23 protein-coding genes are annotated in these 22,045 nt (G+C 64.7%); 14 read left to right on the top strand and 9 right to left on the bottom strand.

Annotated elements, in window-relative coordinates; genetic code table 11:
* Positions 1-297: 297 nt before the first annotated feature.
* The 9 genes from ACO06J_RS16660 (at position 298) to ACO06J_RS16700 (ending at position 10,685) form a co-directional block, all read left to right on the top strand.
* The gene (locus tag ACO06J_RS16660; RefSeq protein WP_421761839.1) at positions 298-1,350 is read left to right on the top strand and encodes a substrate-binding domain-containing protein; all 1,053 of its coding nucleotides are present in this window, start codon (positions 298-300) and stop codon (positions 1,348-1,350) included.
* Positions 1,338-2,459, top strand: a complete 1,122-nt coding sequence (locus ACO06J_RS16665) for an ABC transporter ATP-binding protein (RefSeq protein WP_421761840.1) — start codon at positions 1,338-1,340, stop codon at positions 2,457-2,459. Before ACO06J_RS16660 ends, ACO06J_RS16665 begins: the two co-directional genes overlap by 13 nt.
* A gap of 139 nt (positions 2,460-2,598) precedes the next feature.
* A complete protein-coding gene (locus ACO06J_RS16670) occupies positions 2,599-3,594 on the top strand; it encodes an iron ABC transporter substrate-binding protein (RefSeq protein ID WP_421762530.1) in 996 nt (331 codons plus the stop codon).
* A gap of 194 nt (positions 3,595-3,788) precedes the next feature.
* Positions 3,789-5,318, top strand: a complete 1,530-nt coding sequence (locus tag ACO06J_RS16675; RefSeq protein WP_421762531.1) for an ABC transporter permease — start codon at positions 3,789-3,791, stop codon at positions 5,316-5,318.
* On the top strand, positions 5,315-6,382 hold the full coding sequence (locus ACO06J_RS16680) for an ABC transporter ATP-binding protein (protein ID WP_421761841.1): 1,068 nt from the start codon (positions 5,315-5,317) through the stop codon (positions 6,380-6,382). The genes ACO06J_RS16675 and ACO06J_RS16680 overlap by 4 nt, the downstream gene beginning before the upstream one ends.
* 313 nt (positions 6,383-6,695) lie before the next feature.
* Positions 6,696-8,279 (top strand): gamma-glutamyltransferase, encoded by a 1,584-nt coding sequence (gene ggt, locus ACO06J_RS16685; RefSeq protein ID WP_421761842.1) that lies wholly within the window; start codon positions 6,696-6,698, stop codon positions 8,277-8,279.
* A gap of 26 nt (positions 8,280-8,305) precedes the next feature.
* Entirely contained in the window at positions 8,306-9,283 is a 978-nt protein-coding gene (locus ACO06J_RS16690; protein ID WP_421761843.1) for an ABC transporter substrate-binding protein, read from the top strand.
* A gap of 65 nt (positions 9,284-9,348) precedes the next feature.
* Positions 9,349-10,050, top strand: coding sequence for an ABC transporter permease (locus ACO06J_RS16695; RefSeq protein ID WP_421761844.1), 702 nt, complete (start codon positions 9,349-9,351; stop codon positions 10,048-10,050).
* The gene (locus ACO06J_RS16700) at positions 10,029-10,685 is read left to right on the top strand and encodes an ABC transporter ATP-binding protein (protein ID WP_421761845.1); all 657 of its coding nucleotides are present in this window, start codon (positions 10,029-10,031) and stop codon (positions 10,683-10,685) included. The genes ACO06J_RS16695 and ACO06J_RS16700 overlap by 22 nt, the downstream gene beginning before the upstream one ends.
* Before the next feature lie 3 nt (positions 10,686-10,688).
* On the opposite strand, the gene ACO06J_RS16705 is transcribed toward ACO06J_RS16700, so the two are convergent.
* The 5 genes from ACO06J_RS16705 to ACO06J_RS16725 form a co-directional block, all read right to left on the bottom strand.
* Entirely contained in the window at positions 10,689-11,090 is a 402-nt protein-coding gene (locus ACO06J_RS16705) for a c-type cytochrome (RefSeq protein WP_421761846.1), read from the bottom strand.
* Positions 11,091-11,221: 131 nt separating this feature from the next.
* A complete protein-coding gene (locus tag ACO06J_RS16710; RefSeq protein ID WP_421761847.1) occupies positions 11,222-12,481 on the bottom strand; it encodes a DUF3422 family protein in 1,260 nt (419 codons plus the stop codon).
* Positions 12,482-12,639: 158 nt separating this feature from the next.
* The gene (locus tag ACO06J_RS16715) at positions 12,640-13,281 is read right to left on the bottom strand and encodes an outer membrane beta-barrel protein (RefSeq protein ID WP_421761848.1); all 642 of its coding nucleotides are present in this window, start codon (positions 13,279-13,281) and stop codon (positions 12,640-12,642) included.
* 198 nt (positions 13,282-13,479) lie between these two features.
* Complete coding sequence (locus ACO06J_RS16720; protein WP_421761849.1) at positions 13,480-14,091, bottom strand: outer membrane protein; 612 nt, start codon at positions 14,089-14,091, stop codon at positions 13,480-13,482.
* Between the two features lie 140 nt (positions 14,092-14,231).
* Entirely contained in the window at positions 14,232-14,561 is a 330-nt protein-coding gene (locus tag ACO06J_RS16725; RefSeq protein WP_421761850.1) for a hypothetical protein, read from the bottom strand.
* 226 nt (positions 14,562-14,787) lie between these two features.
* On the opposite strand from ACO06J_RS16725, the gene ACO06J_RS16730 reads away from it, so the two are divergent.
* The gene (locus ACO06J_RS16730) at positions 14,788-15,126 is read left to right on the top strand and encodes a DUF2934 domain-containing protein (protein WP_421761851.1); all 339 of its coding nucleotides are present in this window, start codon (positions 14,788-14,790) and stop codon (positions 15,124-15,126) included.
* Between the two features lie 63 nt (positions 15,127-15,189).
* Here the strand turns inward: ACO06J_RS16730 and ACO06J_RS16735 are convergent, their stop codons facing one another.
* Positions 15,190-15,540 carry a RidA family protein gene (locus ACO06J_RS16735; RefSeq protein ID WP_421761852.1) on the bottom strand — a complete coding sequence of 117 codons (351 nt, stop codon included), beginning with the start codon at positions 15,538-15,540 and terminating at the stop codon, positions 15,190-15,192.
* A gap of 580 nt (positions 15,541-16,120) precedes the next feature.
* On the opposite strand from ACO06J_RS16735, the gene ACO06J_RS16740 reads away from it, so the two are divergent.
* Together ACO06J_RS16740 and ACO06J_RS16745 are read left to right on the top strand one after the other, a co-directional pair.
* On the top strand, positions 16,121-16,681 hold the full coding sequence (locus tag ACO06J_RS16740) for a TetR/AcrR family transcriptional regulator (RefSeq protein ID WP_421761853.1): 561 nt from the start codon (positions 16,121-16,123) through the stop codon (positions 16,679-16,681).
* A gap of 189 nt (positions 16,682-16,870) precedes the next feature.
* A complete protein-coding gene (locus ACO06J_RS16745; RefSeq protein ID WP_421761854.1) occupies positions 16,871-17,923 on the top strand; it encodes a zinc-binding dehydrogenase in 1,053 nt (350 codons plus the stop codon).
* Between the two features lie 77 nt (positions 17,924-18,000).
* Here the strand turns inward: ACO06J_RS16745 and ACO06J_RS16750 are convergent, their stop codons facing one another.
* The 3 genes from ACO06J_RS16750 to ACO06J_RS16760 form a co-directional block, all read right to left on the bottom strand.
* Positions 18,001-18,213, bottom strand: a complete 213-nt coding sequence (locus ACO06J_RS16750; protein ID WP_421761855.1) for a hypothetical protein — start codon at positions 18,211-18,213, stop codon at positions 18,001-18,003.
* Between the two features lie 64 nt (positions 18,214-18,277).
* The gene (locus ACO06J_RS16755) at positions 18,278-18,754 is read right to left on the bottom strand and encodes an SH3 domain-containing protein (RefSeq protein WP_421761856.1); all 477 of its coding nucleotides are present in this window, start codon (positions 18,752-18,754) and stop codon (positions 18,278-18,280) included.
* A 110-nt stretch (positions 18,755-18,864) separates the two neighbouring features.
* The gene (locus tag ACO06J_RS16760; RefSeq protein ID WP_421761857.1) at positions 18,865-19,623 is read right to left on the bottom strand and encodes an SDR family oxidoreductase; all 759 of its coding nucleotides are present in this window, start codon (positions 19,621-19,623) and stop codon (positions 18,865-18,867) included.
* Positions 19,624-19,711: 88 nt separating this feature from the next.
* Between ACO06J_RS16760 and ACO06J_RS16765 the strand changes: the two genes are divergently transcribed.
* Complete coding sequence (locus tag ACO06J_RS16765) at positions 19,712-20,713, top strand: phosphotransferase family protein (RefSeq protein ID WP_421761858.1); 1,002 nt, start codon at positions 19,712-19,714, stop codon at positions 20,711-20,713.
* A 24-nt stretch (positions 20,714-20,737) separates the two neighbouring features.
* Positions 20,738-22,024 (top strand): phosphopyruvate hydratase, encoded by a 1,287-nt coding sequence (eno, locus tag ACO06J_RS16770; protein WP_421761859.1) that lies wholly within the window; start codon positions 20,738-20,740, stop codon positions 22,022-22,024.
* The last annotated feature ends 21 nt before the right edge of the window (positions 22,025-22,045 follow it).

A 22,045-nucleotide genomic window follows, 5' to 3' on the forward strand; every position in this document is an offset into this window, starting at 1 on the left:
CAGCACGAGCTTGGTGAAGCCGGAAACGCGCATCCCGCAGGGTGCAATCGAGTGGCTCAGAGGCGCCTTTGCGCCATGGAACCGGCACCTGCTTCCCGCCTTCGCCTGCCGCATACTTTTCCTCCCAGAAAGTGGTGCGCAGTCCTCTACCGCCAATTTATGGGCAGGATCGGTCCGGTTTGTCAAACCGGTTTGACTCGGTGCCCGCCCCACGACCGGGAGCCGTGGCGGTTGAATTGTGACAAGGCCCATGCAATCCTCAAAGCGGTTTAAACAACCCGGCGGGGAGGCAGGGGTTTGACGACCTTGCGAGAACTCGCCCGCCATCTGGGGCTGTCACCGGCGACGGTCAGCCGGGCGCTCAACGGCTTTCCGGAGGTGGGGCAGGCGACACGCGCTCGCGTCCTCGCCGCTTCCGAGACGCTCAACTACACGCCCAATGTCACCGCCAAGCGCCTCGCCACCGGCAAGAGCGGCATGGTCGGGCTCGTGTTCCGGACGCTGCCCGGCTACACGATCGATCCGCATTTCGCCGATTTCCTCGCCTCGCTCTCCGAAGCATTGGCCGACAGCCGGATCGACCTGGTGTTCCACGTCGCCTCGGCGGAAGACCAGCTCAGCCACTACCGGCGCTTCGTCAAGGACGGGGTCGTCGACGGCATGATCCTCAGCGCCCCAGAGCCCGACGATGCGCGCATCGCGCTGATGGAAAGCCGCAACCTCCCCTTCGTCGTCCATGGCCGTGGCACCGAGGATGCGGGCTACGCCTATTTCGACATCGACAATGCCGGCGCCTTCCGCGCCGCGACGACGCTGCTGGTTGAACTCGGCCACCGCCGTATCGCCTTCCTCAATGGCTCCGAGCGGCTGGGCTTTGCCCGCCAGCGCCGTGGCGCCTATGACGCGGTCCTCGCAAGCCGCGGCCTGAGGACACCGCAGCGGTTTGTCGTCCACGGCGAAATGACCGAGGAGACTGGCTATGCCGCTGCCGCCGCCATGCTGGCCGAGCCGGTGGCGCAGCGCCCCTCCGCCTTCATCTGCTCCTCAACCCTGCAGGCACTGGGCGTGATGCGCGCCGCCGCCGAGGCAGGGCTCACGATCGGCAGCGAGCTCTCGATCATTTCGCATGATGACGTGCTGCCGCATCTGCGCAGCGAAAATTTCGCGCCGCCGCTTACCGTCACCCGCGCCCCGATCCGCAATGCCGGGCCGGCGCTGGCGCAAATGATCATGGCGCGCATGGATGACGTAGCGCCGGCGCGCCTGCAACGCATTGAAAAGGCCGACCTGATCGTCAGGGCATCCACCGGCCGGGTGCCGAAATGGGGGGAAGAGGCATGGACGCACTAGCACGGGTTGCTGCACCGGATCAGTCGGTGCTGACCATCATCAACCTCGTCAAGCGCTTCGGCGCCGTCGAGGTGCTCAAAGACATCAGCATCGACATGAAGGCCGGCGAGTTCCTGGTGCTGGTCGGGCCCTCGGGCTGCGGCAAGTCCACCCTGCTCAACTGCATTGCCGGGCTCGACACCACTTCGGGCGGCCGCATCGCGATTGGCGGGCACGATGTCACCGAGGTCCCACCGCGCGACCGCGACATCGCCATGGTGTTCCAGTCCTACGCGCTCTACCCGACCATGACGGTGGGCGAAAACATCGCCTTCGGCATGAAGGTGCGCCACGTCCCCAAGGCGACGCAGACCGAAAAGGTGCGCGAGGTCAGCACGCTCCTCCAGATTTCCCACCTCCTCGACCGCAAGCCCGGCGCGCTTTCTGGCGGGCAGCGCCAGCGCGTCGCGATGGGCCGGGCGCTGGTCCGCGATCCGGTGCTGTTCCTCTTTGACGAACCGCTCTCCAATCTCGATGCCAAGCTTCGCGTCGAACTCCGCGGCGAGATCAAGCGCCTCCACGAGCGGATGGGCACCTCGATCGTCTATGTCACGCACGACCAGATCGAGGCGATGACGCTGGGCACCCGCATCGTCGTCCTCAACCAGGGGCTGGTGCAGCAGATCGGCACGCCCGAGGAGGTGTTCGACCACCCGGCAAACCTCTTCGTCGCCGATTTCATGGGCTCGCCGCCGATGAACCTGATCCATGGCAAGCTCAGCCTCTCCGCCGATGACGCCCGCTTTGCCCTCTCCGACGGCAACCAGCTTCTCGTTCCCAATCCACCGCCCGCTCTTAATGGCCGCGATGGGCAGGATCTGGTGGTCGGCCTTCGCCCCGAGGCGCTGGAGCTGGGCGATGGTCCCAACGCCCTCGCCGTCACCCCGCAACTGGTCGAAAACTCCGGCTCTGACACCTTCCTGACCGCCACCCTCGGCGGCAAGGTGATCACCGCCCGCCTCGCCGGCCGCACCAAAATCAGCAGCGGCGGCCAGGTCCACCTCATCGCCGATACCACCCACGCCTCGTTCTTTGATCCCGTCACTGGGGCCAATATCGGCTTGGCGTGAGCGCGAGGGTGCGACAATCACGATCGGCTGATTAAGTTGACAGTGGCACTCACGATTTGTAGTTGGAGGGCGCTTCCGCTGAGGGGGCGTCTCAAGTGAGGTGACTATGAAGTTCTCGATCGCGATGCCCGGCTTTACGATGATTGGCCGTACCCTGGCCGTTGGCGTGGCGCTGGCTGCGATGTCCGTTTCCGCTTTTGCGCAGGATGCCGGCATCACGGTCTATAACGCCCAGCACGAAAGCCTGACCCAGGCCTGGGCCGATGAATTCACCAAGGAGACCGGCATCGCCGTGACGCTCCGTCAGGGCGACGACCTCGAGGTCGGCAACCAGCTGATCCAGGAAGGCGCCAACTCGCCGGCCGACGTGTTCCTCACCGAAAACTCCCCCGCCATGGTGCTGGTCGACAATGCCGGCCTGTTCGAGCCGCTGCCGGCCGATATCCTTGACCAGGTCCCCCCCGAGTTCCGTCCGGCCAATGGCCACTGGACCGGCATTGCCGCCCGCTCCACCGTCTTTGCCTATGACAAGACCAAGCTCACCGAAGACAAGCTCCCCAAGTCGATACTCGATCTCGCCGATCCGAGCTGGAAGGGCCGCTGGGCCGCTTCGCCCGCCGGTGCCGATTTCCAGGCCATCATTGCCGCCATTCTGGCGCTGAAGGGGGAAGACGCAACCCTCAGCTGGCTCAAGGCGATGAAAGAGAACTTCGTTGCCTATAAGGGCAACCGTGCCGCCATGGCCGGGGTCAACAAAGGCGAAGTCGAAGGCGCGGTGATCTACCACTATTACTGGTTCGGCGATCAGGCCAAGACCAAGGAAAACAGCGGCAACGTGGCGCTGCATTATTTCAAGAACCAGGACCCGGGCGCCTTCGTATCGGTTTCGGGCGGCGCGGTTCTCGCCTCGTCCAAGCATAAGGAAGACGCCGAAAAGTTCCTCAAGTTCATCACCGGCAAATCCGGCCAGGCCGAGCTCCGCGACGGCACCTCGTTCGAATATGCAATCGGCGTGGGCGAAGCGGCGAACGCGGCGCTGACCCCGATTGCCGATCTCGATGCGCCCAAGGTCGATCCCTCGCTGCTTGACAATGCCAAGGTCACCGAGTTGATGACGGCGGCCGGCCTGCTCTAAGTGGGGCTTATGCAGAAAACTGCGTAACGCGGTTTTCTGCACCGGACATGCGGTAGGTCAAAAGCCCCGCGCCGGATTGGTACAAGGTTTTCCCCGCCGGCTGGTTTTGTCCCGCCGGCGGGATGTTCTTTGGAAGGCGGGCCGATTTGAGCCTGGTTGAGACTGTGGCGCGGCCCGCGGGTCGCCTGGGGCGTATGCCGGCAAACCTGCCCATCCTTGCGGTGGCGCTTGTCGTTACGGCGCTCAGTCTCATTCCCCTCGGCTTCATCGTCTATATCGGCATCGACAGCGGCTGGGAGACGGTCGCCAAGCTGGTGTTCCGCCCCCGCGTCGGCGACCTCCTCGTCAACACCTTCCTGCTCGAACTCGTCACCCTCCCCATCGCCATCGTGCTCTCGGTAGGCCTCGCCTTCCTCGTCGAGCGCACGGATCTCCGCTTTGCGCGCATCTGGTCGTGGCTGCTGGTCGCGCCGCTCGCCATCCCGGCCTTCGTCCAGTCCTATGCGTGGAACAGCTTTGCCCCCGGCCTCAACGGCTTCTGGGGCGCGGTGCTGGTGTCGATCCTCGCCTATTTCCCGTTCCTCTATCTCCCCATCGCGGCCCAGCTCCGCCGCCTCGATCCGACGCTTGAAGAGACGGCGGCCTCGCTCGGCCTCCGCCCCACGGCGATCTTCCTTAGGGTGATCCTGCCGCAGCTCAGGCTCGCCATCTGCGGCGGCGCGCTGCTGGTCGGGCTGCACCTTCTCTCCGAATACGGGCTCTTCGTCCTGATGCGGTTCGATACCTTTGCTACCGCCATCGTCGATCAGTTCCAGTCCGTCTATAACGGCCCCGCCGCCAACCTCCTCGGCGGTGTGCTGGTGCTGCTCTGCATCGGGCTCCTCGGGTTCGAGGCCCTGGTGCGCGGCGATGCGCGCTATGCGCGGGTCGGCTCCGGTGCGCCGCGCGATGCGGTCAAGTGGCGGCTCAAGCGCTGGTCAGCGTTGATCCAGCTCGGCCCGGTCCTCATCACGCTGGGCGCTGTCGGGGTGCCGCTGTTCACCCTGATGCGCTGGCTCATCCTTGGCGGCGCCGGTGTGTGGCGGCTTGATTTCGTCGGCGCGGCGCTGGGCCAGACGCTGGCGCTGGCGCTTGCTGGTGCGGCGCTCACAACCCTCGCCGCCATCCCCGCCGCCTGGCTCAGCGTCCGCGCGCCTGGCAAGCTGCAAAAGCTCATCGAAGCCAGCCACTACTATGTCGGCGCGCTCCCTGGCGTTATCGTGGCGCTGGCGCTCGTGAGCATCACGGTGAAAGTCGCGCTGCCGCTCTACCAGACGGTGTTCACGCTGCTCCTTGCCTACCTCCTGATGTTCCTGCCCCGCGCGCTGGTCGGGCTCCGCGCCAGCATCGCGCAGGCGCCGGTCGAGCTCGAACGCGCCGCCATCAGCCTTGGCAAGGCGCCGCCGCTGGCGATCTTTCTGACCACGGTGCGTCTCGCCATGCCCGGCGCCGCGGCGAGCGCCGCGCTGGTGGCGCTCGGCATCGCCAACGAGCTCACCGGCACGTTGATGCTCGCGCCCAACGGCACGCGCACGCTGGCGACGCGGTTCTGGGCCTATACCAGCGAACTCGACTTCTCGGCCGCCGCGCCCTATGCGCTGCTGATGGTCATCCTGTCGCTGCCGCTGGTCCTGCTGCTGCGCCTCGAGGCCGACCGCAAACCCAAGGGCACGCCGGGCTCATGACGCTTCTGACCATCAGCCATTTGAGCAAGCGCTATGGCGAGACCGAAGCGGTGCGCGGCGTCGATCTCGAAATCCCCGCCGGCAGCCGCACCGCCGTCGTCGGCTCGTCCGGCTGCGGCAAGACCACGCTGCTGCGCCTCATCGCCGGCTTCGAAACCCCCGATCAGGGCAAAATCGTCCTCGGTGGCACAACACTGATCGACGAGACCATTTTCATTCCCGCCCATCGCCGTAGCATCGGTTATGTGGCGCAGGAAGGCGCGCTCTTCCCCCATCTCACCGTCGCCGCCAATGTCGGCTTCGGGCTCGATCGCAAGGCCCCCGACCGGCAAAAGCGCGTTGCCGAGTTGATGGAGCGGGTCGAGCTGCCGCTGAGCATGCTCGATCGCCGCCCGCACGAACTCTCCGGCGGCCAGCAGCAGCGCGTCGCGCTCGCCCGCGCCCTCGCCCGTCGCCCTCGCCTGATGCTGCTCGACGAGCCGTTCTCGGCGCTCGATGCGGGCCTTCGCGAGTCGATGCGCGAAATGGTCGGCACGCTCCTCAGCAAAGCCGGCATCACCACCGTGCTCGTCACCCACGATCAGGCCGAGGCGCTGTCCTTTGCCGAACACCTCGTCGTCATGCGCGATGGCGCGGTGATCCAGACCGGCGCGCCGCAGCAGATTTATCTCAAGCCCGCCGATGCCATCACCGCGAGCTTTCTGGGCGAGGCGATCTTTCTCGATGCCGAGCTCGCCGATGGTGTGGCGCTCTGCGATTTCGGCCGCATCCAGACCAATGCCCCCGGCCGCCATGGCCGGGCCCGGTTGATGCTGCGCCCCGAGCAGATCCAGATGGTGCCAATCGATCCCGATACGGTCTCCGACCAGTGGACCACCAGCGGCCGCGTCGTCAGCCGCGCCTATCGCGGCCCCACCTGTCGCGTCGTGGTCCAACCCCCCTCCCGCGGCTACCCCGCCGGCCCCCGCGCCGAAATCAGCCTCGTCACCTCCAGCCTCTTCACCCTCGAAGTCGGCGCCTTCGTCCGCCTCGCCGTCAACGGCACAGCACACGTCCTGGGGTAGGGCACTCCCTTTTCTTCTCCCCGTCGGGGAGAAGGTGGCGCGAAGCGCCGGATGAGGTGCCTTTGCGATGGTGGCGCCGCACACCCCCTCCCAACCTCCCCCGTCACGGGGGAGGTGCCGATCGAGCTTGTGGCTCAATCCATGAACATCACACCCGCCCGCCTCCCTCCCCCTTGAGGGGAGGGATTGAGGGTGGGGGTGGTCCGGCGATCCGCAAGGACCGCGTCACGCGCCATCTCCAAGTAGAACCAACAGCTCTCTGGCGCTCCCCCCATGCTCCGACTAACAATCGGCAACCTCCCGGAGATTTCTGATGCTCGAACGTGACTACATCACCCCCGGCCGCTCGGCGGCGCTTGGCGAAAACGGCATGGCGGCGACTTCGCACCCGCTGGCAACGCTCGCCGCGATCGACACCCTGCGCGCTGGCGGCAACGCCATGGATGCGGCGCTGGCGGCGGTGGCGGTGCAGTGCGTGGTCGAGCCGGCAATGACGGGCATCGGCGGCGATTGCTTCGCGCTCATCGCCCCAGCCGATGGCCGCCCCGTCACCGCCTTCAACGGCTCGGGCTGGGCTCCGGCGGGCGTGTCGGCCGAAAAGCTGCGCGCCGAAGGCCACAAGGCAATCCCCGAAACCTCCCCGCACGCCGTCACCATTCCCGGCGCCGTCGATGCCTGGTGCCAGCTCAACGCCACCTACGGCAAGCTCGACCTCGCGCAGATCCTCGCGCCCGCCATCGGGCTCGCCGAAAACGGCTATCGCGTTACCGGCCGCGTCGCACTCGATTGGTCGCGCTACACCGCGCGCGTCGAACACCATGCCCCCGCCAAGGCGCAGTTCGGCACCGTTCCCAAAACCGGCGACCTTGTCGCCAATCCGGCGTTGGCCGCGACGCTCCGCGCCATCGGCAAGCATGGCCGCGATGCGTTCTATTCCGGCGCCGTGGCTGACGAGATCGTTGCGACCCTCGAGGCCCTCGGCGGCACCCATACCGCCGATGATTTTGCCGCCTACAAGGGGTTTACCACCGCCCCGATCAGTGCACCGTTCCGTGGCCACGACATCTCCGAGTGTCCACCCAACGGCCAGGGCCTTGCCGCCCTCGTCATTGCCCGCATTCTCGACGGTTTCGACCTCACCGATGGTGCGGCCAGCGAGGCTGACCGGGTGCATCTCCTCGCCGAGGCCACCAAGGCCGCCTATCGTGTCCGCGACCTGTTGATCGCCGATCCGGCGCACATGACGGTCAGCGTCGAGGAAATCCTCGGCGACGCCTTCATCGGCAAGCTGCGCGACAAGATCCAGCCGCACCAGGCCCTCGATGCCGCCACCTGGGACGGCCCCATCCATCGCGACACGGTCTACCTCACCGTCGTTGACCGCGACCGCAACGTCGTCTCGCTGATCAACTCGATCTTTGCCTCCTGGGGCAGCGGCATCTACGCGCCCCAGTCGGGCGTGCTCTTGCAGAACCGGGGCAGCGGCTTTTCGCTCACTGCCGGCCATCCCAATGAGCTGGCGCCGCGCAAACGCCCGCTCCACACCATCATTCCGGGGCTGCTCAGCAAGAACGGCGTGCCGGTCATGCCCTTTGGCGTCATGGGCGGGCAGTTCCAGGCCGCCGGGCACGCGCACTTTCTCACCCATGTGCTCGATCGCGGCTACGATCCGCAGCGCGCCAACGAGGCGCCACGCAGCTTCTCGTTCGGTGGGCTCCTCACGCTCGAGCCCGGCTTCGGCGATGCGGTGCGCGGCAATCTCGAAGCGCGCGGCCATCGCGTTGCCTGGTCCAATGAGCCGATCGGTGGTTGCCAGGCGATCTATATCGATCACGACCGTGGGGTCTTGATCGGCGGCTCGGATCACCGCAAGGACGGCATGGCGCTCGGCTATTGAGCGCCCCACCCGTCAAGAGGATGCATATGCGCCGTCTCGTTCAGGCCCTTTCGGCCCTCGCCCTGCTTGTCACGGCGTCGTTCGCCGCCGAACCGCAGCATCTGGTGCTGGGCGTTCAGGCCAGCGGCACCGTCAAGTGGGAGCTCGCGGCCATCACGGCGCTTGGGCTCGATACCGCCAACGGGCTCAGCCTCGAGGTGCGCGAACTCGCTGACAGCAAGGCCGGACAGATCGCTCTGCAGGCACACCAAGTTGACGTCATCCTCTCCGATTTCGTCTGGGTCTCGCTGCAGCGCGACGCAGGCAATCTTGTCACCCTGGTGCCGCACTCGCTCGCTGTCGGCGGGCTGATGGTCGATCCGGCGGCGGGCATCTCCACGATCGCCGATCTCAAAGGCAAGGTGCTGGCGGTCTCGGGCAGCCCGGTCGACAAGAGCTACGTCATCCTCGCCGCCGCCTATGCCAAGCTCACCGGCAGTACGCTCAGCGCCGATGCCACCGTCCGCTTCGGCGCGCCGCCTTTGGTCAACGAACTGCTCACCGGCGGGCAGGCGCAGGCAGCGCTCAACCTCTGGAACTGGAACGCCCGCGCCGCCCTCGCCGGCAAGGCGGAACTCACTAGCATCCCGAGCCTCCTTCACGATCTCGGCGTCACCGAAACCCCGCCGCTCCTCGGCTGGACGTTCTTTGAGGATACTGCCGCCGCAAAACCCGAGGCGATCAAGGCCTTCCTCGATGCCTCGTTCGCCGCCAAGGCCGCACTCCTCAGCGACGATGCGCTCTGGGACACCATCCGCCCAGCGATGAATGTCGGCGACGACGACGCGCTGTTCCGCAGCCTCCGCGATGGCTACCGCGCCGGCATCGTCTCGCACTTCGATCCGGACAACACCACCGCCGCCTCGGCCACCTTCGCGCTGCTGGTCCAATATGGCGGCGCCGATGTGGTGGGCGATGCCAAGACCCTCAGCCCCGGCACGTTCTGGCCGGGTTACCGCAAATAGTTCCGCCCCCGTCCCGCTGGAGCCGTCTACCGCTCGAGGCCATCGGCCTCGCCCTGCTGCTTGTGGTGTGGCAACTCCTCGCCACGCTCTTTCCCGGCCGGCTGTTTCCGACCCCAATCGCCGTCGCCTTCGACCTCGTTCACCAACTCACCGACGGCAAGCTCATCGCCGATCTGGGCAAGACGCTCACCCGCGTCGCCATCGCCTTCATCGTCGCCATGGCGCTCGGCACAGCCATCGGCATGGCGCTCGGCCGCTTCAAAAGTGCCGACCGGCTGTTTTCAACCTGGGTGGTGATCGGGCTCAACGTTCCGGCGATCGTCATCGCCATCGTGCTCTACATTTCGCTGGGGCTCACCGAGTTCGCGCTGGTCCTCGCCGTGGTGCTCAACAAGCTGCCGCTGGTCATCACCACGGTCCGCGAAGGGGTGCGCAGTCTTTCACCAGACTTCCGCGACCTGGCGACCGTCTTTCGCCTGCCGTTCGCCCGACGATTGCGGCTGATCATAGTGCCCCAGCTGCTCCCCTACCTCCTCGCCGCCGCCCGCACCGGCCTCAGCCTGATCTGGAAGATCGTCCTCGTTTTCGAGGTACTCGGCTCCGACGGCGGCGTCGGCTTTCGCATCTCAGTGTTCTTCCAGTTCTTCAACGTCACCGCCATCCTCTCCTACACCACCGCCTTCATCCTCATCGTCTTCGCCTTCGAGTACCTCCTCCTTCGTCCGATCGAAGGGAGGGTACTCAGATGGCGCGCGGTGCAGACCTGAAAATCGATATCGCGCTCAAGCGCTTCGGCCCTGACAGCCCGCCGCTGTTCGAGAACTTTGGCCTCGCCATCACCCCCGGCAGCATCGTCGCGCTCACCGGCCCCAGCGGCGTCGGCAAGTCGACGCTGTTGCGGTTGATCGGCGGCATCGATCGGGACTTTACCGGCACCATCACCATCGACGGCCGCCCAGCGTCAGAGGCCCTACCGCCCGGCTTCGTTTTCCAGGATCCCCGCCTGCTGCCCTGGCTCACCGCCCTCGACAATATCCGCGCCATGCGGGAGGGAACCACGCGCGAGGCGGCGCTGTCGCAGCTCAAAACGGTGGGGCTGGAAGGCGCTGAGGCGCTCTATCCGCATCAGCTGTCTGGCGGCATGCAGCGGCGGGTTGCGCTGGCGCGCGCACTGTCAGTCAATCGCGGATTGCTGCTGCTCGACGAGCCGTTCGTCTCGCTGGATCAATCACTTGTGGCCGAAATGGAGGCGCTGCTGCGTGAGGTTCTGGCGCAAACCGGCGCCACTGCGCTCATCGTCACCCACGATCAAGCCCAGGCCGAGCGGCTGGCGCAGCGCGTCATCACGCTGACCGGCCGCCCGGTTCAGGCGAGTGAAGGCGCCGGTCGCCCGGCGCCCTGATAGTTACTGTGCCTGCGGCACGTAGTTGGGCGAGAAGGTCGCGAGATAGGCGACAACATTGTCGATATCGGCCTGCTCGGCCAGTCCCGGGAAGCTCATCTTGGTGCCGGGCACCAGATCCTTGGGCTTGTGCAGGTAGGTGGTGAGTTCCGCCGGCGTCCAGACGATGCCGCCCGCGCCCGCATCGATCATGGCCTGCGAATACTTGAAGTCCGCAGCGGTGCCGGCGGTGCGACCGAAGAGGTCGTTCAGCACCGGACCCACGCGGTTCTTGGCGCCTTCGCCCACGGCGTGGCAGGCCGCACATTTCTTGAACACCTGCGCGCCCGCCGCCGGGTCACCAGCAGCATGTGCGGCGCCTATTGTCAGCGCCGTAACAAGCAGTCCAAGCACGATGGATTTCATCGTCGTCCTCCAGATTTTGTCAGTCGCGAGGAATGCCGCAACTTCAACTCATCCATGCCGACGCTACGGCAGGCAAGTCAACAGCGGCAGGAGTGACCTGCCGTCGCACCCCAATTCTTGGCTGGTCTTGCCTAGTGTTTGCCCGCGCCCCGACGCAGGCGCCGGATCCCGAAAAACGCCGCCAGCAGCACCAGCGGCGCCGCCAATCCCAGCATCACCGGCTTGGGCCAAGGCAGCACATCGTGGAGGCTCTCGAGCCCGTAGCCGAGGATGCCGAGCGCATAGTACGAGATCGCAATGATCGACAGCCCCTCGACTGTCTCCTGCAGCCGGTACTGCCGCGCCCCGGTCGCCGAAATGGCATCCAGAACCGATTGGTTCTGGCCCTGGATCGACAGCGTCATCCGCGCGTTCAGCAATTCGATCGAGCGCTGCACCTTCGCGGTCACTGCAGTGAGTCGCTTCTCCATGGCCCGGCAGGTGGCGAGCGCCGGCTGGACCCGGTTGTTGAGGAAGCGCTCGATGGTGGTGAACTCGCCGATGGCGCGTTCCTTGAGCCGGGCCAGCCGCTCGGCCAGCACCTCGCCATAGGCCTGCGTCGCGGCAAAGCGGAAGCTGGTTTCCTCGACGGTGCGGCCGATATCGGTCGAGAGCCGGTGCAGCGAGGCGAGGATCGCCTGATGGTCGGCTGTGCCATCATGCTCGCCCATGTCATGGGTAATTGCGGCGAGCGTTGCCTCATACTGGCTGACCTTGCCCGACAGTTCCCGCGCCAGCGGCAGCCCGAGCAGCGCCATGGTGCGGTAGGTCTCGATCTCCAGCAGCCGCCGCACGATCACGCCCGAGCGCAGTGCGCCATTGCCGCCCGCTGCCACCTCGAAGCGCACGAAGCCTGCCTCATCGAGGTGAAAGTCGGTCGCCGCCTGCGCCTGTCCCTCAAAGACCGATGAATAGCAGAGGCTCAGCGGGTTGAAGCCGGAGAGCGCCGGTTCGGCAATGGTTTCGGTCGCCATCAGGTCGATGCGGGTGGCAGATATCAGCAGCAGATTCTGGTGCAGTTCGAGCCCGATGCCCTCGGGGCGCTTGGTCCAGTCGTTGGGTGCCGCCGTCCAGGTGAGCGTCGCGAACTCGTTGTGCAGTTCCCACGTCACATCGCGCCCGTCGCGCGAAAACACCAGCTGGCGGGCCCAGGCCGGCCCGTCCGCGCGGACGCCGGCCACCATCCCCATCTGCGCATGCAGCGCGGCGAGGTCCTTGCCGCCATCGGCGCTCATGAAGGCGAGCCGCCTTATGCGCAGCGGCGCCGTCATCGGCGGTACCGGGCGGGCATGGGTTTCCTCGTCGATCACCCGGCGATAGCGGTGCTCACGCCACGCAGTATCCTCGGCCATCTTCGCCCTCCGCGCGGAGCATTCCGCCCGAGAGGCAGCGTCGAGCTAAACCAGCCCGCCAGCAACTGGCATTTTGTCGCCATCTGAAAGTCTGAGCCGATCGAAAACAAAAAGGCCTCCCCGAAGGGAGGCCCTGATCTTGTGGTCCGATCTTGCGATCAGAAGCCGAAATGCACGCCGACAAGCACGGAGGTGGTGCCGGCCTGTTCGTCGTCGTAGTTGATGTCGTCCGAGGCGATGGGCTCAAACGAGTTGGCATAGCGCACTTCGCCAACGAGGCTGATCTGGTCGGCAACCTTGGCGGTCACGCCGGCCTTCAGCAGATAGCCAGCGCCCCAGCCATCGACATAGGTGGTTGTGCCGTCGCTGTCCGAGTCATTGAGGTAGACGCCGCCAAGACCGACTGCACCATAGATGCCAAACGTGTCGTTGAGGCTGACGGTATACTTGAGATCGGCCATCAGCGTACCGGTCTTGAGTGTGTAGTCGCCCTTGTCCTGGTAGTCGCGCTGTGCGTAGAACGCGTCGGCTTCGACCGAAAGACCCTCGATCCCGGTGCCGAAACCAACGACGCCAGCAATCGCGCCGCCCGCCTCGGTGTCCACACTGCCATCATCGGAGGGATCGTAAAAATCCAGCGTGCCCTGCAACGCCACGCCACCCAGCAGCTCGAAATAGAGCGTCGTGTCAGCGGCCGGCGTCGTCATCGCGGCAGGCTGATCGACGATCAGGTCGGCCGCGTGTGCTGCGCCCGTGAGCGCAACCAGCGCAACGCCAGTCAAAATTGCAAACTTGTTCATGTCACATCCCAATGTGGTCCGCCTGCAAGGCGCCAGATGACGCATTAGTACGCGTTCTAGGTAAATGGACGATGGGGCGGGAAAGCCTGGTGGCAAAAATCCACGCCGCGTTGCGCATCGCAACACCTGTACTTTGTATCGCCCAACAAAAAGGGCCTCCCCGAAGGGAGGCCCTGATCTTGCGCTCGGATCTTGCGATCAGAAGCCGAAGTGCACGCCGGCGAGCACCGACGTGGTGCCCGACTGTTCCTCGTCGATGTAGTCGAACGAGTTGGTGTAGCGCACTTCGCCCACGAGGCTGATCTGGTCAGCGACCTTGGCGGTCACGCCAGCCTTCAGCAGGTAGCCAGCGCCCCAGCTGTCTACATAGACTGTGCCGCTTGAGCTCTCGTCGTGCAGGTAAACGCCACCGAGGCCGACAGCGCCGTAAACTGCGAATGAGTCGTTGAGGTTGACGGTGTACTTCAGGTCGGCCATCAGGCTGCCTGTCTTCAGGGTGTAGTCGTCGGAGCTGTCGCTGTAGTCGCGCTGCGTGTAGAAAGCGTCAGCTTCAACCGAGAGACCTTCGATGCCCGTGCCGAAACCGATGACGCCAGCAACGGCGCCGCCGGCCTGGAGGTCGTCGCTGCCGTCGCCCTCGTAGTTCAGCTTGCCTTCGAGCGATGCGCCGCCCAGGAGTTCGAAATAGAGCGTCGTGTCGGCGGCCGGAGTGGTCATCGCGGCGGGCTCGTCGACGATCAGGTCGGCGGCAAAGGCTGAGCCTGACAGGGTTACCAGCGCAGCGCCGGCCAGAAGTGCAATCTTGTTCATTTGAATAATCCCAGGTTCTACAGATCCGTCAATTGACGGCGAATCCTTGCCGGTTGGTAGCAGCACCATCAGAAATCGGCCACCGTTCCTTGGAGGCGTGATGGCAGAAGTGAGCCAGTCGTGGCGTTCGCGCCACACTCTTATTGCTTGCGCAGTGCCTCGACGATGAACTGCAAGGCGCTCTCCACGGCGCGGATCTCGACCACCAGCGGGCCGATCTTGGGGTCGGCTTCCCAGGTGGGGTAGCCGCGCGCCTTGGCCATCTGGGCCATTTCGGTCGCGCGTTGCGCTACGATGCCGGCGGCGGTTTCCGCTTCGGTGATCGCCTCATGGCGGACCAGCGGTGGGGTGCGTGGGTTGTTGGCCAATGCCTGCAGCCGCTTGGCGTGCACCCGCCACGCCTGCGCAAAATGCTCGGCCCGCTTCAGGCGAAACGCCACTGTGGTTGGATTCAGCTCAGGCTCGGTCACGGCGCGTCCCCCTCCCGCCAGCATCGATTCGGCGGGGCGATGAGTCAAATTTGCTGACAGTTCTTGCTTAATTTGCGGCGACTTACCGAATTTGCCATCGGTCATCCGGCTTGTGCACATGGCTCATGTGCTGGTCTGGCCCTTCGCGGCCATTGCCGGCGCTGCTAGTCTCATCCGGTTCGCGGCAGGACCACGCCTGCCTTGCCACCATTTGGGGGACCCGTAAGTGCCCAGCAGATCCAACACAACCGTCATCACAGACGATGCCATTCGCGATCGCGCCTATTTTCTCTGGGAAGCCGATGGCCGCCCAGACGGACGAGGCGATCACTATTGGGGACTGGCCCTCACCGAACTCACGGCCGCCGCCATCGCTCCCGCTGTTCCAGATGCCGCCAAGCCAAAAAAACCGCCGGCTTCTCCAAAAGCCTCGGGGAAGGCGGCCAAAAAGGCCGAAGCCGTCAAGCCCGCCAAGGCGACGAAAAAAGCCGAGGCCGGCAAGCCGACGAAGAAGGCTACCACCAAACCACGCGCCGCCGCCGTGACCCCCAAGAAGGCAAGATAGCCCCAAAAACGCCATCGGCGCCAACCTGAGGGTGGCGCCGATGCAGGGTTTAGTGAAACCGCGTCAGTCGAGCGCGGCGACCGCGATGATCTCGACCTTCAGGGCCGGGTGCGCGAGGCGCGCCTCGATGGCGGCGCGGGCCGGAGGGTTGGCCGGGTCGATCCAGGCGTCATAAACGGTGTTCATCGCGGCAAAGTCGGCGATGTTGTTGAGGATCACCTGGCAGGTCAGCACCTTGGATTTGCTGGTACCGGCTTCCGCCAGCAGCTTGTCGATGGCAGCCAGCACTTCGGCGGTCTGCTTTTCGATGCTGCCGTTATAGTCCGTCGCCACCTGACCGGCGAGGTAAACGGTATTGCCGTGCTTGACGGCCTGGCTCATGCGCTTGCCGGGCTGCAGGCGGGTGATGGTCATGATGTATCCTCGATTGCGAAGGGGCGTTGATGCGCCTCCAATACAAACTCCGCCCCGAACGCGAAAGCGGAATCCTGTCGCGGCACATGCGCGTTTTCTCTGAGTGGGATGCTGCCTGCAGTTCCGCACGACGCGCGGGGCCATCGCATTCGAAAACAAGGCCCCTTCACCCGGCTCTTCGTACACCCTCCCCTTGACGGGGAGGGATGGGGTGGGGTGCGCGGAGCCGGTGGACAATTTGTGAAGCAGGGTCTTCTTGCCCGCTGGTCGCCACTGCCGTGGCCTTCTCGACTGAAATTGCTCTACCCGAGCAATTTCCAGGCGTCTCGAAGTCCCGCAACGGGGAAGGAAGACGACTGCGCGTCCCGACGCTACCGACCTCCAGTCCGGTGACAGCGGCCGCTACGGAAGAAGGCCTGTGGGCAATATGCGATAGCCCGCCCGCAGGGAGAGGTGTCGGCGCTATCGACTTGTCTTCCAGGTGCCTTGGCCACTTGTGATTGCCCTGCCACGACTGGGCAGCACTGAATCAATCATCCTCCCGCTTGACACCGCAAAGAGTGAGTGTATAGTCACTCACATGAACAACACAGCACTCAAACTCTCCACTGCAGACGCCCGGCGGGAAACCGTTATCGCCAGCGCCATCGCGGTGTTTGCCCAAAGCGGCTATCTCGGCACCTCGGTGGCGGCGGTCGCTGAACATGCCGGGATTTCCCCGGCCTATGTCTTCAAGCTCTATCCCAGCAAGGAATTGCTGTTCGTCACCGCGCTGGAAGCCTGCTTTGAGCAGGTGCTGGCGTCGCTTGAGCGTGGGGCGGCGGAGAGCCGCGGCCAGACGCCGGAAGCCATCCTCTACGACATGGGCCAGGCCTATGCCGAACTCATTGTCGACCGGGCGCTGCTGATGCTGCAGGTCCATGCCCAGTCGGCAGCATCGGTTCCGGAAATCGGGACGGCGCTACGCAACGGCCTCCGCATTCTCACCACCTTCGCCAAAGCGCGCTCCGGCGCGCCTGACGAGGCCGTGCAGCGCTTCATGGCTTATGGCCAGCTCTGTCACCTCATCGTCGTTACCAATCTCGATGCCGATAGTTCCGCCTGGTCCAAACTGCTCACCGCCGGCATCCGGCACCTCTAGGTTTCACCCCACTACCGCAGACGAGCGCGGACCAAGACCACCCCAGACCCGACTGCCGCGAACGACCGCGGAATGACATCGGCCAAAGCCAATACCTCTTGCTCCGTGTTTTACAGCACCACCTCCCCTCAACATCGTCCCGATAGTGAGTGATTACTCACTCAACATTGTCCCCAGAAAGGCCATCCCATGAACATCTCCAGCTTCTCTCCCGTTAAAAATCAAACCCTCGAAGTCGTCCTGCCCGGCATCGTTGCCCCGTCAGGGTTGCAGCTCCGCCAGGCGGCGCTGCCCACTCCCGCAGCACACCAGGTGCTGCTGCAGATGGAGGCGACGGGCGTTTCGTTCGCCGAAAAGTCGATGCGGCGCGGGCGCTATCCGGGCCAGCCGAAATTCCCGTTCGTTCCCGGCTATGACGTCGTCGGCACGGTGCTCGCGGTAGGGCCGGGCGTCGATGTGGCGCTCTTGGGCCAGCGCGTCGCCGCCGCCATCAAGACCGGTGGCTGGGCGACGCACCTGCTGGTTCCCGCCGACGAAGTGGTCGCCGTTCCTGCCGGTCTCGAGCCGGCCAATGCCGAAACGGTCGTCGTCAACGGCGTTACCGCCTGGCAAATGCTTTACAACAAGGCGAAGGCCAAGCCGGGGCAGACCATCCTGGTGCTGGGGGCGAGCAGCGGCGTTGCCACCGTCCTTGCGCAACTGGCCGTCAGTGATGGCATCCGGGTCATCGGCACCGCGTCCCCGCGGCACCATGAGGCGCTGCGGGCGCTTGGGGTGGAGCCGCTCGACTACGCCGATCCAAACCTCTCGGCGCGGGTCCGCGAGCTCTCCCCGAGTGGCGTCGATGCGGTGTTCGACCATCTCGGGCCTAAAAGCGCCAAGGCGAGCTTCGATTTGCTCGATCAGGGCGGCACGCTGGTCGCCTACGGTATTGCAGCCGATCTCGACAAGACCACAGCGCTGCTGCCGACCTTTGTCGGATTTCTGTCGCAACTGGCGCTGTGGAGCGCGCTCCCCAATGGCAAGCACGCCGTGTTCTACGATTTCTGGGAAGGCATGATCGTCGGCCCGGCCGCTTCGAAGAGCCGGCGGCGCGAGGATCTCGGCAAGGTGCTTGCGCGCATGTCGTCGGGCGCCATCAAGCCCGTGATCGCTGCGACGTTCCAACTGCGGGACGCCCGTGCCGCGCTGGAATTTGCTGAAGCCCGCGGCGTGTTCGGCAAGGTCGTCATGGTGCCGTGAGCCCGGCAGCAGAGCCAATTATAGAGAAGGGCGCCTGGTCATATGATCAGGCGCCCTTAATCAGATCCGTCAGTCTGTCACTGCGTGACGGTAACCTTGGGAATATCAAGCGTGACGGATTTGCCGCCGAAACTGAAGCCGCCATTATAGGCAGTGTAGCCGCCGATCAGCAGCAGAACGACAAATGCAATTGCGATGCCCAGAAGAATTCCAGAGCTGCCACCGCGGCGTTCGGTAACGATTGTTTCGCGTTCAACTGGTGTGACGATAGTTTCGCGCTCGATTGACATGACAGGCCTCTGGTTATGTTCTTTGATCTTAAAACGGCCAGTTCCTGATTAGGTTGCATGTCGCCTATTGTTCGGCGAAAGGCTGGACGGGGGTCAGCAGGCTGCCATAGGCCCAGCCGCTATTTCCGTCTTCGTCGGTGATCTTGAACCAGCCCTTGATACTGTCGGTCACCTCAACCAGCCTTCCGCCCTTGATGGTGAGCACCTGCGGCATGGTCTTTGACGGGCCGGAACGGACGCGTAGCGATTCAACGGCGACGCTGTACATGTCACCGTTGCTGGCGACGGGGACCGATCCCGCAGCTATGGGCGGAGCCGCCTCGTGCCGGACATCGACCGATGAAGCGATATTGAGGGCGTTTGCTTCCACCTTGGGAAGGTGTGGGACGTAAGTTTGACGGATGTTGTGCTGCACTGTCGGCGCTGCCGCGATGGCGTTGCTCAGGCTCGTGAGCATGAACTGCGACGAGACAAAGCAAATGGCGCCCGCACCCGCGATTACAATCGCGAACCGCGCCAAGGCTGGAAGTTCAACGGACATAGAGGACGAACCTGGTGGAGCCACAACGCTGCTACAACGAGGTTGCCACCAGTCCGTTCCGTCGCGACAGTTCCAAACCCACCTGATGTTTTCAGCGGTCTTAAGACGCCTCAGAGCGTGATCCCGCCATCGGCGATGAAGTTGGCGCCTGTGGCATAGGCGCTTTCGTCGCTGGCGAGGTAGACGGCAAGGTGGGCGATCTCGTCGGGCTGGGCCATGCGGCCCATCGGCTGGCGGGCAATGAAGGTCTTCCAGACCTCGTCATGCTCGCCCAGCGAATGGGCCCGTTCATGCAGCGATGGCGAGTCGACGCTGCCGGGGCAGATGGCGTTGCAGCGGATGCCCCTGGACATGTAGTCGAACGCCACCGACTTGGTGAAGCCGATCACCGCCGCCTTGGTCGACATATAGCTCACCCGATTGGGCACGCCCTTCAGCGAGGACGCCACCGAGGCAATATTGATGATGGAGGCGCCCCCCTGGGCGATGAAGGCCGGGAGAAACGCCTGGGTCAGAACGAACATCGGGGTGACATTGATGTCGAAGCTGCGCTGCCATTCGGCGAGTGTGGTCGTCTCCAGCGTGCCCTGATGCACCCAGCCCGCGCCATTGTAGAGCACGTTCACGCCCCGGTGCCGCGCCGCCGCCGCGCGCAGCCCCTCATGGTCGGTGACATCGAGCGTATAGGCCTCGTGCCCGGCGCCGGGATACGCGCCTTCGAGCATGCCATCCAGCACGCCGATCGCCGCCGGGTCGCGGTCGGTCGCAATGACGCGCGCTCCCTCGCGCGCAAAGGCCAGCGCCGTCGCCCCACCTATGCCCGCCGCTGCAGCGGTCATGAAAATCGTCTTGCCTTCAAGCCGGCCCATCTGCCCCAGCCCTCCTCAGTTGTCGCCATCCGTCCCATCGGCTAACATGTTAGTCAATAGGGGTTTTCAAGCCTCGGGGGGACGACCAATGACTGCCGACAACTGGGAGACGCTGCTGCCTCCCATGTTCGCTGCCGCCGGAATCGCGGTTTCGGGGCCGCTCATCATCGAGCCGCTGACCGGCGGGGTTTCGTCAGATATTGTGCGGGTGCAACTGAGCGACGGGCGCGATTTCTGCGCCAAGCGCGCCCTGTCGCTGCTCAAGGTCAAGACCGAGTGGCAGGCGCCGGTTGAGCGCAACCACTACGAGATCGCCTGGTTGCGGCGCGCCGGCCAGATTGTCCCGGGTGCGGTGCCGAAGGTGATCGGCGAAGACCAGGCGCATGGGATTGCGCTGCTCGAATATCTGCCGGCCGCCGATTACCTCCTCTGGAAGACCGAACTCTTGGCCGGCCGGGCCGACCCCGCCGTGCCGGTAGCCGTGGCCCACGCGCTTGGCGCCATCCACGCCGCGACCCTCAACGATCCGGAAGTCGCGGCTGAATTTGCCACTGACCACCTGATCGACGCGCTGCGCCTCGATCCCTATCTGCGCTTCACCGCCACCAGGCACCCTGAGGTCGCTGACCGGATCATCGGCGTGCTCGAGGTCACCGCCTCGACCAAGCTGGCGCTGGTGCACGGCGATGTCAGCCCCAAGAACATCCTCGTCTCCCGCCACGATGGCCATCCTGTGCTGCTGGATGCCGAGTGCGCCTGGTATGGCGATCCGGCGTTCGATGCCGCCTTCTGCCTCAACCATCTGGTGCTGAAGTCCATCCACCTGCCGATGCTGCAGCCGATGCTGCTCGGGCAGGCTGAGGCTTTCGCCGTCACCTGGCTCAGTCATTTGCCCGCCGCCTTGCGGCCAGAGATGGAAGGGCATGTCGCGGCGCTCCTCCCGTGCCTGATGCTGGCGCGTGTCGATGGCAAGTCGCCGGTCGAGTACCTCACGCCAGCCTCCCAGAAGCGGGTCCGCGACCTGTCCCTGCCGCTGATCAGCCAGCCGGTTGCTGATCTGGGCCGGGTGTTCGCTGCGTTACGTTCCTAAATCCTTCAGAAGGCGTTCATCCGCATGGTCAAAATACGTTCCGTCCATGGCCGCCAGGTCTGGGATTCGCGTGGCCGGCCCACCGTCGAAGTCGAGGCTCTGCTCGACTCTGGTGCCCTTGGCCGCGCTATCGCCCCCTCGGGCGCCTCCACCGGCAGTCGCGAGGCGCTCGACCGTCGCGACGGCGGCACTCGCCTCGGCGGCTACGGCGTCAACGGCGCGCTTGCTGCCGTGAACGGCGAAATTGCACAACGCCTCCAAGGACTTGATGCGCTGGACCAGGCAGGCATCGACGCCGCACTGATCGCTCTCGACGGCACGCCGCAAAAGACCCGGCTCGGCGGCAACGCCATCGTCGCCACGTCGCAGGCCGTCGCCTGGGCAGCGTCGGCACACCAGAAAATCCCGCTGTGGCAGCACCTTAGGACACTCGCCGGGCTCGATCCCACACACAATCACATCCCCGCCCCGATGATCCAGATCTTCGGCGGCGGCCGCCACGCCGGCAACCGCATCGATATCCAGGACTTCCTGGTTCTCGCCCTGGGTGCCACCTCGTTCGCCGAGGCCACCGAACAGATCGCCGAAGTCTATATGGCCGCCGCCAAGGCTATGATCCAAAAGGGAAAATTGAACGGCATCGCCGACGAGGGCGGAGTCTGGCCGGACTTTTCCGCCAACGAGGAAGGCCTCGAATATCTCACCCGCGCCATTGAGGACGCAGGCTTTGCGCCCGGGCGTGATATCGGCATTGCGCTGGATGTGGCCGCCACCTCGTTCTTCGTCGAGGGTGGCTACCGCCTTCAACTTGAAGGCAAAACCCTTGATACGCTGGCGATGATCGAGCTGCTGCAGCGCTGGGTCGCGGCCTATCCCATCGTCTCGCTCGAGGATCCCCTGGCCGAAGACGACGATTCGGGCTTTGAAGAAATCACCCGACGTCTGGGCGGCACCATCCAGATCATCGGCGATGACTATTTCACCACCAATGCTCCAAGGATCGAGGCCGCAGTGCCGAAGCGCGCCAGCAATGCAGTGTTGTTGAAGGTCAATCAGTGCGGCACGCTTACTGAATTGATCGCCGCAAACAAGGTCTGCCGGCAAGCAGGCTGGAATGCCATCCAGTCCGGCCGCTCCGGGGAGAGCGAAGACATCACACTCAGCCACCTTGCTGTCGGTCTCCGCTCCGACCAGATCAAGGTTGGATCAATGGCGCGATCAGAGCGAACTGCAAAGTGGAATGAAGTTATCAGGATTGAAGAAGCTGCGGCTCAAAACGCCTATTGGCAATTCCGTATTCCGCGACGATAATATGGGTTAATACTTGGGTCG

This window comes from Devosia sp., assembly GCF_965229025.1.
Taxonomy (GTDB): domain Bacteria; phylum Pseudomonadota; class Alphaproteobacteria; order Rhizobiales; family Devosiaceae; genus Devosia_A.

Coding starts and splice junctions, on each gene's coding strand:
- ACO06J_RS16735 (WP_421761852.1), bottom strand. CDS start 15,540: ATGACCATCACCCGCCTGCAGCCCGGCAAGCGCATGAGCCAGGCCGTC.
- ACO06J_RS16740 (WP_421761853.1), top strand. CDS start 16,121: ATGAACAACACAGCACTCAAACTCTCCACTGCAGACGCCCGGCGGGAA.
- ACO06J_RS16720 (WP_421761849.1), bottom strand. CDS start 14,091: ATGAACAAGATTGCACTTCTGGCCGGCGCTGCGCTGGTAACCCTGTCA.
- ggt (WP_421761842.1), top strand. CDS start 6,696: ATGCTCGAACGTGACTACATCACCCCCGGCCGCTCGGCGGCGCTTGGC.
- ACO06J_RS16715 (WP_421761848.1), bottom strand. CDS start 13,281: ATGAACAAGTTTGCAATTTTGACTGGCGTTGCGCTGGTTGCGCTCACG.
- ACO06J_RS16705 (WP_421761846.1), bottom strand. CDS start 11,090: ATGAAATCCATCGTGCTTGGACTGCTTGTTACGGCGCTGACAATAGGC.
- ACO06J_RS16675 (WP_421762531.1), top strand. CDS start 3,789: ATGCCGGCAAACCTGCCCATCCTTGCGGTGGCGCTTGTCGTTACGGCG.
- eno (WP_421761859.1), top strand. CDS start 20,738: ATGGTCAAAATACGTTCCGTCCATGGCCGCCAGGTCTGGGATTCGCGT.
- ACO06J_RS16745 (WP_421761854.1), top strand. CDS start 16,871: ATGAACATCTCCAGCTTCTCTCCCGTTAAAAATCAAACCCTCGAAGTC.
- ACO06J_RS16690 (WP_421761843.1), top strand. CDS start 8,306: ATGCGCCGTCTCGTTCAGGCCCTTTCGGCCCTCGCCCTGCTTGTCACG.
- ACO06J_RS16665 (WP_421761840.1), top strand. CDS start 1,338: ATGGACGCACTAGCACGGGTTGCTGCACCGGATCAGTCGGTGCTGACC.
- ACO06J_RS16755 (WP_421761856.1), bottom strand. CDS start 18,754: ATGTCCGTTGAACTTCCAGCCTTGGCGCGGTTCGCGATTGTAATCGCG.
- ACO06J_RS16765 (WP_421761858.1), top strand. CDS start 19,712: ATGACTGCCGACAACTGGGAGACGCTGCTGCCTCCCATGTTCGCTGCC.
- ACO06J_RS16710 (WP_421761847.1), bottom strand. CDS start 12,481: ATGGCCGAGGATACTGCGTGGCGTGAGCACCGCTATCGCCGGGTGATC.
- ACO06J_RS16700 (WP_421761845.1), top strand. CDS start 10,029: ATGGCGCGCGGTGCAGACCTGAAAATCGATATCGCGCTCAAGCGCTTC.
- ACO06J_RS16670 (WP_421762530.1), top strand. CDS start 2,599: ATGATTGGCCGTACCCTGGCCGTTGGCGTGGCGCTGGCTGCGATGTCC.
- ACO06J_RS16760 (WP_421761857.1), bottom strand. CDS start 19,623: ATGGGCCGGCTTGAAGGCAAGACGATTTTCATGACCGCTGCAGCGGCG.
- ACO06J_RS16680 (WP_421761841.1), top strand. CDS start 5,315: ATGACGCTTCTGACCATCAGCCATTTGAGCAAGCGCTATGGCGAGACC.
- ACO06J_RS16750 (WP_421761855.1), bottom strand. CDS start 18,213: ATGTCAATCGAGCGCGAAACTATCGTCACACCAGTTGAACGCGAAACA.